The sequence below is a fragment of the Gottfriedia sp. S16(2024) genome (genome assembly GCF_050473765.1).
Classification (GTDB): Bacteria; Bacillota; Bacilli; order Bacillales; family Bacillaceae_G; genus Gottfriedia.
In genome coordinates this window covers 627,117-645,238 of record NZ_JBFLUO010000001.1, presented here as the reverse complement: position 1 = coordinate 645,238, position 18,122 = coordinate 627,117, and the positions used below count along the sequence as shown (strand labels likewise).

Below are 18,122 nucleotides of genomic sequence, written 5' to 3'. Positions count from 1 at the left end.
AAAGGATGGAGGGACTAATGTAGTCACCTTTATCCTTTTCCCTGTTATTTTATGAGTTTAAAAATTATTTATTTATTTATTTATTTATTTATTTATTTATTTATTTTCTATTTTTTTGGTACCCATTCCATTAGTGTAATATCCATGATCATAGGTAATGTTGCATTTATCATACCATTTCCCACGTAACTCACCATCACGTTTAAATGTTTTTGTACAGGAATCATAATCCGATGATTTCAACACTTTCACATGTACATCAAAATTTGTTCGTAATTTATTTTGAACATGATCAAATGCAAGAAGTAGTGGAACGATGTAAAACTTTTTCGTATCTTTCACAACTGTTTCGACAACCACTTTTTTATTTTCAGATGTATACACATTTGTTTTTCCGATAAATCCTTCTTCTTTGTATACTTTGTCGAACACCTTTTCTGCCGAATGGTTTCTTTCTTGATCTTCAAACTTCGATTCAATTGTAGTTCCTTTACAACCACTTAATAACAAGCATATTATAGTTGCAAAAGATATCGCCATTGAGTTCTTTTTATTAAATGACATTAAAACACCTTCTTTTCTATCTCTTCCTTTGCATTATGCAATCCTTCAATATTACAAACTTACCTTTTACTGAAACAGTAGCGTTTCATAAAGTCCTGTAGTAGATGGTATCAAGATTAAATGCAAGATATAAATTATCCATGTTTTTTTCGTATTTTTGTTTCCCAAAATATGTTTGAATATAAAGTTCAATACCGTTGAACCTGATAAACTGATAAATGCTAAATATCCGTACCACATCCAATCAATTGTTGAATTTGTAACAGACGGATCATCTGTCATAAATGTCATGATTATCATGAGTGGTATACTGAGCGGAAATACCACTAAAAATGACCCGAAATATATAGTCGTTTTAATTATTCGTGAATTTTTGTTTTCAATCATATGGCTGCCCCCTATTCATTAGTATACTGAGTATCTATATATCTTTAAATATCGAATACCAATTTTGTTCAATATTCTAAAATTTTATTAGATTCTAATTAAGGGTGTTCATCACGTGTGAACAGTATTTTTTCGAAAGTTGATCTTGCACTAATTTAGTTGATATCAATTAATAAATTTATTAAAATTACACAAAATGTGACAATATTTTAAAATTGTTAAGTATACAATATTTAAAAAGTGTAAACTATGCTAAGATAGGGGTGTGAGGTGATATGAGGATGAGTACATTGACTTTAAAATTGACAGAAGAACAAATTGATCAAGCGATTAGTGAACAAGATGTTGTTAGATACGAGAAAGAATCATTGTTTTTAATGAACAACTTGGCTGTTAGTATGAGTGAAGTTTATGATGACATTCTACATTATGTTATGCCGAAAAAGGTTAAATTTAATTTAAAACCAGAGGTAATAATAAATGCTGAATTAACTTCCCTTTTGAAAGAAATGATGGATATCTCCTCAAAAATTCATGAGGAAAAAATGGATTTTAATAATGTGAAAATTAAATTTGATACGTGGTTCTATCAGATTACTTCAGAAGGTAGATTAGTATTTGACTACGATTTAAAGGAATTAATGTCTATTACTCAGGCTTCAAAAGAATTAGGTGTCTCACGTCAAATGATTTACAAGTATATTGATAGGGGCTTGGAAGCAGTTGGTGAAAAAGGACAACAAAAAATACCTAAGCATGCTATTGAAGCGTGGAAAAATCCTGTAATGGCTTTTCAAATTCAGTGGAATTATCAAATGAAACGAATCAGAAAACAAACAGTTGACGAACGCATTGCGTTGATCAATGATCAAATCCATGAATATGAAGAACAGTTTGGAGATAATTTTTACAAGCTTTTCGGAAACTACACCGATGAAGATATTGATCATTCGGCTGAGTCTGTTGATATCTTTGATTGGAAAGAGTTAGAGGAAGAAAAACGTAATTTATTACTTAGACGCAAGGAGGGTAAGAATGATTAATCCTTCCAAATTTTATAACTTATTAATCAAGTATGAAGTGATTTTTCGAACTTCTCCTCCTATGTTAAATCTTGTTCCCCTAAAAGGTGGTATCATGAAAGTTCAACTCAATATTGATTTAAAACCACACCCTCAGTTTGGAAATACGAAGGCTCGAATCAGAGAGTGGTATGATTCGAATGGTCATTTAATACAATATCGCTATTGTTGGGAAGAAAAAAGTAATCCTTCAGGAAATATCTGTTCTTTTGAAAATGAACACAATCATGATGTAGCAACCTCACCATACACATCCAGTAATTAATGACCGAAAACCATGTGACAAAAACTATAATGTTCGTTCGGTTGATGACTTTCTAAATTTTGTATCACAGTACATATTGACTGGGAAAAACTATGTATCTCCAATTCTTAATCCTACATTGATTTCAACGTTGAAAAATCCCCTAAGTGAGCTTCTAAACAAATTCGTAAAAAAGAAAGAATAATTCTTTTGTTTTTAAGGTGTATTGAATCTGCTCAGAAGTCTTTAATTTAATGAATATGACTATTTGGACAAGAAAAGATGGGTGGAATCCCTTCTAATTCCTGATAATTAAAAGGAATACATACTCGGAAAAACTTTTTAGAATTAATTGAATAGGAAAACGGAGGCAATTAAACCCTTGTGGCTGTTGCCTTTTTTTTGTTCTTCGAAAGGATTTACGAGGTTGTAATGGATCCGGTTACCATCTTGACTATTGCAGGTCTTTCGAAAAGTTAATGAAGAACTTTAGGAGATAGATCTTCAATTAATAGGTTTAACAAAGAATTTATATAGCTTTACAAATCTGAAATTGTAGATTAACAGATGGGGATTAATCTATTAAAAAGGAGAGTAAAGAAGGCAACAAGATTGCTTGCTGTGTCATTTAAAGCAAATGGTGAAACAGATGACCTTAGTTTTACAACTATGGTTGGTCATCTACTGTCTGTATACGTACATAATAATTTCTTTATAAAGGAGAGAATCGGAAGAAAATGAATCGTTTACTACAAGCCTCTATCAGAAGAGCTGGCCTCATTATTACCCTTACTGTCATCGTTTTAGTATGGGGTGCAATATCAGCCTTTCAAATGCAGAGGGATTATCTACCGGAAATTAATAATCCTACACTTACGGTTACGGTAAAAGCACAGAGTCTACAGGCTGATCAGGTTAAAGAATATATAACAAAGCCGATCCAGGAAGCGGTCAGGGTAGTAGACAATCTTCAGGATGTGGAAACCAATTCCTTTAATGGGGGCTCGTTTATAAGTCTAAATTTTCCTATGAAATATGATATGGAAAAGGCAGAGCAGCAAGTGAATAAAGCGATAGAAGAAATTTCATTGCCAAAAGGAACCGACAAACCCCTTGTGAACCGCCTTAGTACGCATTCGCTTCCTATTATGACAATCAGTCTAAAAAGCAATAATGTCAATATTACCGAAAACATACTTAGGACTTCAGTACAAGAAGAAGTGGTAAAAGGACTTAAAACTGTCCCTGGAATAAAGGACATTCAAGTGTCAGGCGGTGGAAACGCTGGATACGCCATCTCAATTCGCAAGGACGATTTAATTAAGTTCGGTTTTAGTGTGGATGATATCAATAATTCCCTCAAACAACAACACACAACTGGAACAGAAGGGGACTTATCAGACGGCCAGATGACACTTCCCATAAAAGTGAACGGCTGGGGGCTGAACAAAACAGATCTGCAGAAGTTGCCTATAAGTCGGGCTGATGGTAAGACCATTTCTCTATCTGACGTGGCAGATATTTCGAATTCGATTGTTAATCTTCAGACCATATCCAGAACAAAAGGTACACCGAGTGTAGTACTGGATATATTAAAAACGCCTTCATCAAATATTACCAATTTGTCGAAAAGCATTCACAGCCGACTACAAGATATAACACCGATTAAAAATAAAGATGTAAAAGTTTCCATACTTTTTGACCAAGGGCAGCAGGTGAACCATTCTTTACAGGGACTCGTTAAAGAGGGATTATTGGGGTGCTTGTTCTCCATGATCTGCGTTTTTTTATTCTTTCGCAATGTACGCTCCACTTTATTGATTGCTATTTCCTTGCCAATCTGTCTTTTAGCTACTACCGGCATCCTAAAGTTATTAGGAATCTCCCTTAACATTCTTACCGTTTCCGGCCTTGTGGTGGCGATGGGAAGAGTTGTGGATGATTCGATTGTGATCTTAGACAATATCAACAGAAAAGTAAAAGAAGGAAAAGAATTAAAAAGCTTTTCATTTATTACGCTAGCTGTAAAAGAGATGATTCCAGCGATTGTTTCATCTACGGCCACTACGGTTGCCGTTTATATTCCCATAGCCCTTGTCGGCGGTCTCGTTGGCGCAGCCTTTTCAGGTTTTGCATGGTCTGTTGTTATTGCTCTTATTATTTCCTTAGTAGTTTCAGTTCTTGTCGTTCCTGCTCTATATAATCTTATCTGGAAAGGAAAGCCCACAGCACACGATGATTTCATGGCTCAACGTTCTGATAAGATTTATGGCTGGTTTTTTCAGAAAAGGAAGCTTTTTAGTACAATAACTGTAATTATATTTGTTGTTTTGGGTGTAGCCTCAGCCTTGCTTCCTGTAAATTTCCTGACCATGACGAATAATACAGGGCAGCTCGGCATTCAAATTGAATTACCGAAAAATACATCGCTGAGTGAAGTAGACGAAGAAGTGAGGAGAGTTGAAGGACTTTTGCGAATGAATCCAAACGTTTCTTCATTTTCTTCCGGCCTCGGTTCTTCTTTCACTCCTCAATCAGACGATGTATTTGATGCTGGAGGTGGATGGATACAGCAGCCGAATATAGCCAATCTGTCCCTAAGTATTAGGAAAAGTGCAGATAAAAATAGAATGACCAGCCAATTACAAAAGCAGTTGAATTCTCTTAAAAGTTCAGCAATTTACACGGTAACTGATAAGAGTATCTCGGGAGATGACTCTTTATTAAAAATTAATCTAAGTGGTGCGGATAGCCAAACTCTTGAAAATTTATCACGCTCTGTTGGAAATCGTCTAAAGTTGATACCGGGACTTGCCGTGCAAGGTTTGGCTGATGAAGAAGGCACCGCTTCTCAATATCAATTAACCCTAAACAGAAAGATGATTGAACAAAATGGTCTGAATTTATCAGATATAATAAATAGGTTCAAGTTATACACTGCTGAAGGCACAATAGGCGAGATCTCGATTAACAAAAATACTTATCCTATCGTTTTACATCTTAAGAGTGTGGATAGTAAGAACGACCAGACAATCAATGAAACAGATCCGGCTCTGCGATTATTAAATCAGATGGGTAACGAATCGTTTATAAATAAAGAGGGAAGAAATTTTAGATTAAATCAGCTTGTTGTTGCAGCTCCCATAACAGATTCATCTGTGATACAAGAAAAGGATGGTCATCCATACGCTGTTATTAATGGAAACATTCTCTCTAGAGATGTAGGGAAAGTAACGAAACAAGTTAAAAATGTACTTAAGGATACTCCGCTGCCCGAAGGAGTCAAATACTCTTTTACAGGAGCTCCTGAGCAAGTAAAGGAAATGATCTATGAAATGGGCATAGCTTTATCATTTTCCATTTTGATCGTTCTTTCCATTATCAGCTGTGTATTCAGGGGATGGAAGGCACCTCTCACAGTATTAATTTGTATACCGCTTGCCTTCATTGGATCAGTCGCAGGAATGCTAATCTTCCAGTTAGAATGGAACCTGGCCGCTCTGGTCGGGCTGTTAATGTTAACCGGAATCGTCGTTACGAATGGTATTGTATTAGTAGATAAAATAGAGAGAAATAGGTTGGCAGGATATAGTTTAGATGAAGCACTATTACAAGGTACATTATCTAGAATTAGGCCGATCCTCACAACTGCTTTAACAACAATTTTAACACTAATGCCTTTAGCTTTATCATCTCGAACTGACACCATTATCTCTCAAACTCTCGGTATAGTTGTGATTGGTGGGTTAGTTAGCTCCACATTTATCAGCTTATTTATGATTCCTATTCTGTATAAATGGCTACATAAGAACTATGAATCCAACGGCATCGTTGATGATTTCAGTCATAACTTTAAGAAAACCGTTTAGGAAGTGTTTAGTATTTATTGTATCCCGGGAATTAGGTCTTTGGTTTTGGCTGTAGACTTTATGCTCATTCTTGTCGTTATATCAAAGAATCGTTTTAAAAACGGTTCTTTTTTCTATTTATGAATTCCATTTATATGATCATTTCTGGCCCATAACGGTAAACGGTCTAGACTCCTGGAGTACATTTAGAATTAAATCCTATCTTTCTACTTCTTTTACGCAGTAATTGTTCTACTACGTCCCCGATTAGATGGGGCCGTTCAAATTCATAGTAAGTAATTATTTATGTTATTTACTTGTATTTTATTTAAATTATGTAAATTTGTTTAGATGAGAGATTGAGCATACAAGGACTACCAATATTGATATACCAACGTTTTGATGTGGTAGATTATTCAATTATCCTATTCTTTTAGGAAAAATTTACTAATTAATACTTAACTCTACTAAATATAACCTTTATATAAATTTACTAAATTGGAGTAGTAGATTAAAAGAATAGGAGTATTCTTTAAGAAGATTCAGAAAGGAGTGAAAATTAATGAAGAAAAAAGTAAATAAGACAAAATTGATCGCTGGGGTTGCCTTAAGTACGGTTTTGTTAGGATCTGCCGGTGCTTATGCTGCAAATGATAATGCATTTGGAAACAGGCTCGTAGGCAATCAGGCAGACGGCTCTGTATTAACACCTGTCAATCAACTTATCACACCAGCAGGAAAACAAATTGAATTTGGGGGCAACCCTATATCGGTTGCTGTACATCCAAATGGTAAGACAGCAGCAACTATCGTTGGACGCAATAATTACGGTGGAAAAGGAATTAACATTGTTGATCTTTCGACCGGAAAATTAACTACTCAAGATTTATCTATTGGCCTCTCTCAAATGTGGGGATTAGCTTATTCTGCGGATGGTAGCCAGTTATATGCAACAGGTTCATCAGGGACAACCGGAAAAGTAGTCGTCTTGTCAGTTAGTGAAGATGGAACCCCATCTGTCACAAAAAGCATTAATCTGCCGAAAGCATCTGTTGGCGGAAATATTAATCCACTTGATATAGCGGTTACGCAAGAAGGTAAGCTGCTAGTTGCCCTAAATCGTGATAACAGCCTTGGAGTTATTAATCCTCAAACGGGGTCTGTAACTAAAGTAGCAGTAGAAAATGCGCCTACAGGTGTATTAGTTAAAGACAACTTTGCTTATGTAACGAATCAGGGGGGCCGTGCCGCAAAAGAAGGGGACACAACGGTAGATTCTTCAGGGACAAAAGTGGTTGTGGATCCTAAAACAGGAGCAACGACGACAGGAACAGTATCTGTTATTGACTTGACTACGAATAAAGTAATAAAAACGATCGAAGTTGGTGTGCAACCTGAACGTATGACGCAGTCTGGCCAATACATATTTGTAGCAAATACAAATAGCGACACGGTTTCTGTCATTGATTCCAAAACTAATACGGTCGCACAAACAATAGACATTAAACCATACCCTAATGCTGCTAAAGGATCAGCACCTAACGCTGTGAAAGTGGTAGATAATAAATTAATGGTAAGCCTTGGGCGGGATAATGCGATTGCAGTATACGATTGGCAAGGACCTAAAAAGACTCCTGAACTACAAGGACTCTTGCCGACAGCCTGGTTTCCAGTAGATATCGCTGTTGATTCTGAAAATAAGAAGTTAATCGTTGCTAATGCGGATGGTATTGGTTCACGTGGACCTGCACGTGATTTAACGATTCAAGGAATTAAGGTTACCGGGAAATCGTCATATGCCCAAATTGGTTCTCTTTCATTAATCCCATTCCCATCTGCCGAGGATCTTGCAAAAGGAACCAAGCAGGTTTTTGCCGACAACAACTGGTTTGGTTTAAAGAACCTAAACGCAAAACCTCGTCAAAATAAAAAACCTGTTGCTATGCCTGAGCGGGTTGGTGAGCCTTCAACAATTAAACATGTATTCTATATTATTAAAGAAAACCGCACTTATGATCAGGTTTTAGGAGATTTAGGTAAAGGGAATGGAGAACCAGCCTTAACTCAGTTCCCAAAAGCAGTAACTCCAAACATTCACAAACTTGCAAGTACCTTCCCGCTCCTTGATAACGTATATACTTCAGGTATTCAATCAGCAAGCGGACACCAATGGGTAATGCAAGGAACTAACACGGACTATGAGGATAAAGAAACAGATTCAGCTAATGTTAGAAGCTATCCTGGAGGGGCCGGGGATCCTATGGCGTACGCACCTACAGGACACTTATGGGATCAAGCAGCAAAAAATAATTTATCTGTAGAAAACTTCGGCGAAGATACAACAGGTTTCACCGGATCAGCACCTTTTGGAACTTGGACAGACTGGTACAAAGATTATCAGATCCTTTCCGGTCAGAAAGAGGGCGATCTTCATGTACCAATAGGAAACTATTCGGCAACATATGATATTCCATCTCTCGGAACGATTACCTATAAACCTTTCCCAACCTTTGATACGAATATTCCAGATCAATATCGATTTGAAATATTTAAGCAAAGGTTTGAAGAACACGTCAAAAATAACGATTTACCGACCTTAAACACATTGTGGGTAATGGATGACCATACTGCAGGAAATGCAACAGGTTCTCCTACACCACAAGCTATGGTTGCGGATAATGATCTTGCTATTGGTAAAATCGTTGACCTTATTTCACATAGTCCTTATTGGAAGGACTCCGTCATCTTCATTACTCAAGATGATTCACAGAATGGATTAGACCATGTCGATGGTCATCGTCAGCCTGCGCATGTAATCAGTCCATGGGTGAAAAAAGGTATTACAGACAGCCACTATTGGACTGTCATAAATATGGTAAGAAGTATCGAGCAAATTCTTGGTCTCCCTGCCATGAACCAAAATGATGCAGCTGCAGAACCGATGAGTGAACTCTTTACAGACAAGCCTGACTTTACACCGTATAACTTCGAGCCTAACCAGATACCGCTTGATACTTTAAACGGACAGCCAAACTCCAATACGGCTGCACTTGCAAATACAGAACAAGTTACACCAGAGTCAAAAGAACTTTCAAAAAAATGGACGGAATGGTCTAACAAGAACAAGCACCTTTTCACCGGAAAAAATGCTTCTCCGGATGAAGTCAACGCCAACATGCTGAATCATTCAGTTTGGTACGCAACAGAAGGCTTTGATCAACCATATCCGGGGGATAAACAACCGCTCAGCCCAGAGGAAGTTCTGAAGCAACCTGAAAGCAGCGCACCTTCTCCGGCAAATAATTAAAAAAGTAAAGGATATCTAAGAGAAAGAGGCTGCTTTCATTATTTATGGAGTTAGCCTCTTTTTCGAATATATAATAAAAGGTATGGATTAGTATGAAGGTTACCTGGAGATAAAAAGCTTTTAAGAATGTTAGTAAACCCACCAACATTCAATGTTTTGTCAATTAAAGTCCACACATGTGAGTGCGTGGTTGAGCTTGTTTTAAAATAATAAACCTTTGTCAAAATCAGAATGACAATTGACAAAAGAAAATAGGGGAAAGGAAGTAGGGAATATTGTAGTCACCTTAATCCTTCCCTATTTTGCTTTAGTACTATTATGAATTTATAACGGATCGAGAAAGTGGCTCTAGACTCTTTATTGATAAAGATATAGATTGTTTTGAACAGGTAATTGAATTAAAAGAAGTTATGAAGGTAGAAGAAGCTGTTAAACAAGTTATTAAAGGAAATTCAGTTCGCCTTTATAATCCTGTAACACCTTTTATAATGAACGAAAAACTTGATACAATATTGGAGCGTTTGAAGTTTACAAATGAACGTTAATTTATTTTTTGAAAGATAGAAAAAAAAATTAAAAACAAACCAAAAAACAAATCGATACGATTAGTCACCTTTTTATTTTTGTAACTTAAAATATAAGATTCTAATATAAGAGAACCACCTAAAATGCACATTAAAATTATTTTCAAATCAATATTTTGAGGTTTAATAATAAAAAGACTACCTATCATCACAGCTATAAAAAAAGGTTTTATTTTTTTGGTCAAATTACTTAAATAAGTCATCACAAACACCTTCTAAATCTGTTAGATTAATTGTTATATTATACCATAGGATGGTTTGATGGATATTCCAAAAAAGTATAAAGAAATGTCATTTATGGAACACTTTTCCTTCTAATATTTTGCTAACATTAAATATGAATAATTTAATGTTAGGAGGAAATCATGAAAAAATTAGGATTAACCGCACCCTCTAAGTATGGAGAAAAGTTATAAAGTAAGAATATTTCTTGATCTGCACAGAAGTCTTTAATTTAATAAAGTTTTTATTCAAAGCATATATTTGATACTAGTAATAATGGGCTAAAAGTGCTCAATTTTAAAATTTGAGTTCACTGTTGATAATTCAATACATTGAAAATAATAGAAATGGGGAGATTTATATAATTATTGATTGTCATTTTCACGTGGATGAATCCATGCTGACTTTAGAAAAAATGATAGAGGAGATGGATAGAAATCATATAGCAAAAACTGCTCTAATCCCGCCTATGAGTGAAACAATGTTTGAATCGGATAGTACCACTCAGTATCAGATACAGCGATTATTCCGTTTTCTAATACTTAATACACCTCAAATTGGGCAAAAAATTTATGATGGATTAGTGAAAGATGGCTATTTGAAACTTTATGGTAACACATATAAGATTTTTACCGAGCCGGAAAACGAGATCGTGGCTACTGCAATTGCTAGATTTCCAGACCGTTTTCTAGGTTGGGTAGCTGTCAACCCTATGATTCCTAATTTTATGGAAGAAATAGATTTCTATCTTAATAACCCTAGTTTTATTGGGGTAAAGGCTCATCCATTTATGCATGGTTATAGTATTAAAGCTCTTGAACCAGTTGCTGCTCTATGTGAATCAAAAGGTGTACCCATGATTATTCATCTTTCTTCTGAGATTAACTCCTATAAATATCTACCTGAAAAATTCCCTAATCTTAAATTAATTTATGCTCACGCTGGTCTACCATTTTGGAAAAAACTATGGAAATACGTTAAGGAACAACCAAATGTATATGTTGATACATCAAGTGATTATCTTAATCCGTCAATTGTAAAACAAGCGGTAGAGGCTTTAGGTTACCGTAAAGTTCTTTTTGGCTGTGACGGACCATATGGAATGAAGACATTTAATGAATATGACTATTCGGACAAGAAAAGATGGGTGGAATCCCTTTTAATTCCTGATAACGAAAAGGAATACATACTTGGAAAAAACTTTTTAGGATTAATAGAATAGGAAAAAGGAGGCAACTAACCCTTGTAAATTATACCCTTTTTTTTATCGTTCTTTACAAAGGGTACAATTTAGTGTGAAGGTTACCTTCTTTTTATTGGCATAAGTATTCTGACTGAGAAAACTGATAGAAAAGGGGAAAAGGAAAAAGGGACGAACATAGTCACCTAAAGCCTTTTCCCTATTTTTTTATCAAGCCTTTTATGCTCTTCTTTATTACCTTCGTTAACCCACTTATTCTCTCTATTTCACTAATGGTGAATTTTCCCTTTATTTTCATAGGAATTATCTCATGAAAAAAATAAAAAACACTTATTGACCTTTGTGTAACAACAAGGTTTACACTAAAAATACTAAATCTTCAAAATGATTTGATAATTAAATTTATTAATATGGAGGGGGTTAAAGAAGAAGTAAGCGCTAGTGAATGGCGCACTAGCAGACGCGTATGATATTACGTTTATGGCTATTCTTTTCAGCAAAGGTAAGATGGGGAAAAGCTTAACCTATCTTATACCTTTATGAAATAATCTATTAATCTCAAATAATATCCTAGGCATCGACTGTGAGGTTATCTCTACAGGCAATGTAAAAATAACATATTGGAGGTTTATCAAAATGTTAAAGTTGAAAATGTTTATTAATGGTGAATGGATGGATTCAATAAGCGGAGAAAAGAGTCATGCTGTGAATCCCGCAAACGGTAAAATCATGGCTGAGTCTCCACGCGGGAGTAGAGAAGAGGCCCAAATGGCAATTAATGCAGCACGAACAGCTTTTGACTCAGGAATTTGGTCAGAATTACCGGCATCTGAACGTGCTTCTTATTTATTTAAAATAGCAGATAAGATTGAAGAAAAGGCAGAAGAGCTAAGCAAACTTGAAACAGAGAATATGGGAAAACCCCTTAAAGAATCAGAGTTTGATCTTGCTGATACCGTGAATTGCTTTCGATATTATGCAGGGCTAGTGACTAAGCCAAATGGTCAAACCTATTCTGTTGCCGATCCTGTCCAAGCCATGGTTATTCGGGAACCTGTCGGTGTATGCGGACTTATTGCCCCATGGAATTTTCCATTGTTGACGGGAGCTTGGAAAATAGCCCCTGCGCTTGCTGCGGGAAATACGCTTGTTTTTAAACCTGCTGAAATCACTCCAGTCACTACTTACAAATTATTTGAAATCATGGAAGAAGTTGGAATACCAGCTGGTGTTGTAAACCTAGTTTTGGGAGGTGGTTCAACAGTAGGAAATGAAATAGCGGAAAGTCAAAAGGTAGATCTGATATCTTTTACAGGTAGTACAGCAACGGGTAGAAGCATTATGAATTCTGCAACAGGAAATATTAAAAACATTTCACTCGAGTTAGGCGGCAAGTCACCAAATATTGTTTTTGCAGACGCTGATTTTGAGACAGCCATCGATTATACTCTGAATGGAATTTTTACAAATACCGGCCAAGTATGTAATGCAGGATCCCGTTTGCTGTTAGAAGAGAGCATCCATGATAAGTTTATTGCTAGATTGGTAGAAAGAGCGAAAAAGATTCAGGTTGGCCCTGGGGATGATTCTTCTACAGAAATGGGACCGCTTGTAAGTGAAGACCATATGAAGAAGATTCTTGAATATATTCAAATTGGGGTAGACGAAGGAGCAACATTAGCTTGTGGTGGAAACCGTATTTCTAGCGAAGGGCTTGAAAATGGTTACTTCATTGAGCCAGCAATATTTGTTGATACTAAACCTGACATGAGAATTGTTCAGGAAGAAATTTTTGGGCCAGTTCTTGTCGTTCAAAAGTTTAAAGATGAAGAGGAAGCCATCCAACTGGCAAATGATACTTCATACGGTCTTGCTGCAGGTGTTTTTTCACAAGATGGCGCAAAAGCTTTGAGGGTTATTAAAAAAGTAAGAGCCGGAATTACCTATGTTAATGCATATAACCTTGCCTATAATGAAGCACCGTGGGGAGGTTACAAGCAGAGCGGGATTGGACGCGGGTTAGGAACCTTTGGCTTAGATACGTTTACTGAAGTAAAACAAATTAATATAAATTTAGATGTTAAGCCAACTGAATGGTTTAGCCATTAAATCGAGGAAAAAAATCAGTTATAAATTCTAAATATTCAAAAAAACGAGGAGGAATTTATTATGTTATGGGATTTTCATTTTAATCTGCCTACTTCTATAGAGTTTGGGAATGGAACAGTAAAGAATATTGGGAAAAGAGCTAAAGAATTAGGTGGAAATAAAGCCCTTATTATTACCGATAAAGGTCTTGCACAAACAGGAATCTTGGATAAAATCACACAGTCATTAGATCAAGAAGGTGTCAATTATATTGTTTACGATAAAATAGCTCCAAATCCAAAAGATGTAGATTGCGAGAGTGCTTATCAACAGTTTAAAAACGAGAACATTGATCTTTTAATTGGTCTCGGTGGCGGAAGTTCGATGGATACAGCCAAAGCAATTGGAACACTACTTACAAACGGAGGAGAGCTAAGAGAACGTTACGGCGTAAATTTACTGGAACGTGAAATTCCACCATTAATTTGTATTCCCACAACTTCAGGCACCGGTAGTGAAGTTACAAGAGGTTCTGTCATTACCGATACCGTGACGAAACAGAAGGAGGCGATACTAGATTTGAAAATCGCTCCTAAACTAGCACTTGTCGACCCTGAATTGACGCTAACATTGCCTAAATCAATTACAGCCGCTACAGGAATGGATGCACTCACACATGCAATCGAAGCTTATACCTGCAAAGTTGCACAACCACTATCAGATGCTTTAGGACTATATGCAATAGAATTAATAGCAAAATATCTTCCATTAGCAGTTGAAAATGGCCACGATTTAGAAGCTAGGAAAAATATGCTATTGGGCAGTTTAGTTGCGGGAATCGCCTTTGATAACACGGATCTTGGGGCAGTACATGCGATGGCTGAACCACTCGGAGGACTTTATGATACTCCACATGGTGTAGCGAATTCTATTTTTCTTCCACATGTATTTGAATTTAATATTCCATCCAATCCAGAAAAGCACGCTATGGTAGCAATCAAACTTGGGGCAAATCCAGAAGGAAAAACAATGGAAGAAACTGCATACGAGGGTGTTGCGTTGTTAAAAGGGCTGGCAAATAAAATTGGTATCCCTAGCTTCCAAGATTTAGGGAATGTAAATCCCGAAGACTTCCCTTTCCTAGCGGAAGGAGCCTATAAACATTTGTGTACTCAGGCCAATTCAAGAGATTTGACAGAGAAAGATTATCTGAGCTTATTTCAAAAAACTTATGAGGTTAAAAACACCACTTTTATTAAAAATTAAATTAATGTGTAAAATGGATCGAAGCAAAATGTAAAATCCTCAGTTAAGAAATGGTCATCCGGCAGAAAATATTTCATAAAGAAGCGAGGATAAAAATTTGGAAGGAGGTAGCATGAATGTCTAATCGGGATGAAAAGCAGGTATTAAATTTACCTTTTACAGGCATTTGTACTTTTGGAAAATATCCAATATGTGCGAACCTGGATGAGCTTGATGCAGATGTGGCGGTCATCGGGGTGCCTAATGACATGGGTACACAATGGAAATCAGGAGCAAGAATGGGCCCTAGAGGAATTCGCGAAGGCTCTACATTATATAGTTTCGGTCTGGATGGTGCTTATGACATTGAAAACGACATTATGTACCTTGGGCCAGAATGGAAAGTCGCCGATTGCGGTGATGTAGACATGGTACACGGGGATATTATGCAATGCCATGAGAATACAGAAGAAGCTATCCGAAAAATCATTTCTAAAGGTGCTATGCCGGTTGTATTAGGCGGTGATCATTCTATCACAGCAGCAGTCGGAAAGGGACTAGAAGATATAGGTCCGTTTCATGTGATTCAAATTGATGCCCATTTAGACTGGGCAGACCATCGCTCTGGAATGCGGTATGGTCATGGAAATTGCATTCGCCGCTTATCAGAACTAGATCATGTTCAGAAAATATTTCAATTTGGCATTCGCGGGATCAGCAGCAGCAAAAAAGAAGACGTCGAAGCAGCAAGATCGTATGGCAGCGTGATCCTATCGCCGCGGCAGATGAGAAAGATGGGACTTAAGGAAGTGCTGGAGCTAGTTCCTGCCGGCGAAAAATATTATGTAACAATTGATATTGACGGTATCGATCCATCCATTGCACCTGGAACAGGAACGCCTTCTCCAGGTGGTCTCCTCTACGATGAGGTTAATGAATTGCTTGAAGGGATTTCCAAAAGAGGAGAGGTCATCGGTTTTGATTTAGTAGAAGTTGCTCCGCAATATGATCCTACTGGCATGACCGGACAAGTAGCAGCCCGTATTGTACTAGACTTACTCAGCTATGTATTAAAGGAAAAAGAGATAAAAGGGAATAAAAAATACGGAAAAGAGAAGAACGAAATGTTATTTTAAACGGATTCGTTTCGTCACCAAAAGGGGAGAAAGTTCTAGCTAAAAGGACAGTGAAGGGGAAAAACTACCCTTGCCTGTCCTTTTTGCATGCAAAAATGGAAGTTCTGTTCAGTTTCACCCAGGAGTACGAGTAAATTTTGCCTGGTTTTACGCGCTGCTTCAGCCTTAATAAAGTTATGGGAATCAAATTTTCATATTGTAGGAATCGAACAAACGGATGTTGTTCTGTCAGCGTCTTAGGAAAATGGTTTAAATTAGTGCCCTAACGTGTATGAGGAAGTGTTCATAAACGCCATAAATAAATTGGTTTTACTGGGGATACAAGGTGGACCGTTACTTTCTCATAACTTAATCACATTGTTATCGAGTTAGCGTAAATAATTGTCCTGTAATTTATTAAACTATTCACTCAAAACACCCCAATCCTGAACGCTCTATTTCATAATGATTTACTACAAATGCTACTGTGTACTCAAGTTTTTCATTATAGCCTGTTTTAGATCCCTTTGGCTCTTTGTTTTAATGAGCAAAAATAAAAGGAACTCCACAAATTTTGAGGAGTCCTTTGGATACTAGATTCCTTAAACACAAATGGGAAATCCAGTTTTTTATTTTATTCGCTTCCTTTTCCTACTACATACTATTATGAATGGACTGGAATATTTTTCTCTTTACCTTCCATTAACATAAATTCATCATTCACTTCATCAAAATGTAGTTTTCGAAGACGTTGACGGAAGAATTTTGTCAAGAAAGTCAGATATAAAAACCCAACTGCCATCCAGCTGACCCCTAAAATTAACGCATTTATATTCAAATAGGACCATAGCCATAAGATGAATCCTGCCCCAATTAAAGGAAAAATTAAGTACTGAATAGTCCCTTTGGGAGAACGCTTACAATTTTTAATATAATAGTGAGCGATTACAGAAAGATTGACAAAAGTAAATGCAATAAGAGCTCCGAAATTTATAAAAGTGATCGCTGTATCAAGGCTTAGGACAGTCCCTAACATAGAAATTAAACTAACAATAAGAATATTAGCAGTTGGTGTTCTAAATCGTGGATGTATGTATCCAAATGTCTTTTTAGGTAAAACAGAATCGCGTCCCATTACATATAGCACTCGAGATACGCTTGTAACAGAGGAAACACCTGAAGTAAAATTACCAATTATCATAACCGTTATGAATAAAGAGCTAAATAAATTGCCACCAACCATTTTTACGAGCTCTAGCGCCGCAGAATCAGTGTTTTTGAAGGCATATCCAGGAAAGACAATCTGAGCCAGATAGGAGGAACCAATGTAGATTAAACCCATAATCACCATCATGACAAAAATTGCTTTAGGGATCGTTTTTTCAGGATTAATGGTTTCCTCAGACAATGTTGTAACAGAATCAAATCCTAGAAAGCTGAAGCAGAGAATGGAAGCTCCAGACAGGAGAACAGAAGTTGAAACATTTGATTTAAAGAAAGGTTCAACTGCTAAAAGTGTACCTGTACCCATTCCGTTTAAGACGCTTTTTATCGTTAAGAATGCAAAGACAATTATAAAAAGGATTTGGGCGATCACAAAAATCTTGCTTGTATTTGCTGAAACGTTTATACCAATATAACTAATGATCGTAATGCCGATATTTAGGATTACAATCCAAAGCCAAAATGGAACTTGTGGAAATTGCGATGTTAAAAATACAGCGGACATAAGACAGGTAATCATCGGTGTCAGTAAATAATCTAATAAAATGGTCCAGCCAATCATAAAGCCGGTTTCGGAATTCATCGACCTCTGAGTATAAGTATAAGCTGAACCTGAAACCGGGTGAGCCTTTGCCATCTTTCCATAGCTTAATGCAGTAAAAACAATCGCCATAAATGCAATTGCATACGCACCCGCCAGCACTCCCTTAGAACTATTCGCTGCAATGCCATAAGTGTTAAAGAAAACCATCGGATTATTCCATGCTAAACCTAAAAAAACAACGTGAAACAATGTAAGTGATCTTCTAAGCGTTATTTTTTCAGCCAAGTTCCATATCTCCTTTACGAATTTAATAGGGTCTTTTAGCTCTAAACATTGTTTCTTTTCAATCTTACAGAGGTCAATGAGGTTATACTTGGGGTTCTCTACTAAACAAAAAATCTTCTATTTTTATCACCACCCTTATTTATTCATTCAGATTAATCTGAATATTGTGTATAATCATAGTA

General features: G+C 36.4%; 13 protein-coding genes. 10 read left to right on the top strand and 3 right to left on the bottom strand.

Translation table 11 applies throughout. The annotated features are described in order from the left end of the window. Window positions 1-96 precede the first annotated feature (96 nt). Window positions 97-564 (bottom strand): hypothetical protein, encoded by a 468-nt coding sequence (locus AB1282_RS03175; protein ID WP_429898425.1) that lies wholly within the window; start codon window positions 562-564, stop codon window positions 97-99. 668 nt (window positions 565-1,232) lie between these two features. On the opposite strand from AB1282_RS03175, the gene AB1282_RS03170 reads away from it, so the two are divergent. The 6 genes from AB1282_RS03170 to AB1282_RS03145 all read left to right on the top strand — a co-directional run bounded on the left by AB1282_RS03170 (window position 1,233) and on the right by AB1282_RS03145 (window position 9,977). Next, a complete protein-coding gene (locus AB1282_RS03170) occupies window positions 1,233-1,994 on the top strand; it encodes a helix-turn-helix domain-containing protein (RefSeq protein WP_056467928.1) in 762 nt (253 codons plus the stop codon). Next, window positions 1,987-2,298, top strand: a complete 312-nt coding sequence (locus tag AB1282_RS03165; RefSeq protein WP_429898424.1) for a hypothetical protein — start codon at window positions 1,987-1,989, stop codon at window positions 2,296-2,298. Before AB1282_RS03170 ends, AB1282_RS03165 begins: the two co-directional genes overlap by 8 nt. A gap of 546 nt (window positions 2,299-2,844) precedes the next feature. Next, entirely contained in the window at window positions 2,845-3,018 is a 174-nt protein-coding gene (locus AB1282_RS03160) for a hypothetical protein (RefSeq protein WP_156339625.1), read from the top strand. Continuing rightward, on the top strand, window positions 3,015-6,146 hold the full coding sequence (locus AB1282_RS03155; RefSeq protein ID WP_429898423.1) for an efflux RND transporter permease subunit: 3,132 nt from the start codon (window positions 3,015-3,017) through the stop codon (window positions 6,144-6,146). The genes AB1282_RS03160 and AB1282_RS03155 overlap by 4 nt, the downstream gene beginning before the upstream one ends. A gap of 541 nt (window positions 6,147-6,687) precedes the next feature. After that, a complete protein-coding gene (locus tag AB1282_RS03150; protein ID WP_429898422.1) occupies window positions 6,688-9,432 on the top strand; it encodes an alkaline phosphatase family protein in 2,745 nt (914 codons plus the stop codon). Between the two features lie 410 nt (window positions 9,433-9,842). Next, window positions 9,843-9,977, top strand: coding sequence for a hypothetical protein (locus AB1282_RS03145; RefSeq protein ID WP_429898421.1), 135 nt, complete (start codon window positions 9,843-9,845; stop codon window positions 9,975-9,977). Here the strand turns inward: AB1282_RS03145 and AB1282_RS03140 are convergent. After that, window positions 9,974-10,219, bottom strand: a complete 246-nt coding sequence (locus AB1282_RS03140; protein ID WP_429898420.1) for a hypothetical protein — start codon at window positions 10,217-10,219, stop codon at window positions 9,974-9,976. The genes AB1282_RS03145 and AB1282_RS03140 overlap by 4 nt on opposite strands. Window positions 10,220-10,635: 416 nt before the next feature. Here AB1282_RS03140 and AB1282_RS03135 point away from each other — a divergent pair, with 416 nt between their 5' ends. From AB1282_RS03135 to speB, 4 genes are all read left to right on the top strand, one after another. After that, on the top strand, window positions 10,636-11,460 hold the full coding sequence (locus AB1282_RS03135) for an amidohydrolase family protein (RefSeq protein WP_056467946.1): 825 nt from the start codon (window positions 10,636-10,638) through the stop codon (window positions 11,458-11,460). A 615-nt stretch (window positions 11,461-12,075) separates the two neighbouring features. Next, window positions 12,076-13,548: an aldehyde dehydrogenase family protein gene (locus AB1282_RS03130; protein WP_056467956.1), complete on the top strand. Its 1,473-nt coding sequence runs from the start codon at window positions 12,076-12,078 to the stop codon at window positions 13,546-13,548. Between the two features lie 60 nt (window positions 13,549-13,608). Then, on the top strand, window positions 13,609-14,793 hold the full coding sequence (locus AB1282_RS03125) for an iron-containing alcohol dehydrogenase (RefSeq protein WP_429898419.1): 1,185 nt from the start codon (window positions 13,609-13,611) through the stop codon (window positions 14,791-14,793). 116 nt (window positions 14,794-14,909) lie between these two features. Further along, a complete protein-coding gene (gene speB, locus AB1282_RS03120; RefSeq protein ID WP_056467966.1) occupies window positions 14,910-15,908 on the top strand; it encodes an agmatinase in 999 nt (332 codons plus the stop codon). Between the two features lie 643 nt (window positions 15,909-16,551). Here the strand turns inward: speB and AB1282_RS03115 are convergent. Then, complete coding sequence (locus AB1282_RS03115; RefSeq protein ID WP_390310952.1) at window positions 16,552-17,940, bottom strand: APC family permease; 1,389 nt, start codon at window positions 17,938-17,940, stop codon at window positions 16,552-16,554. Window positions 17,941-18,122: the final 182 nt, after the last annotated feature.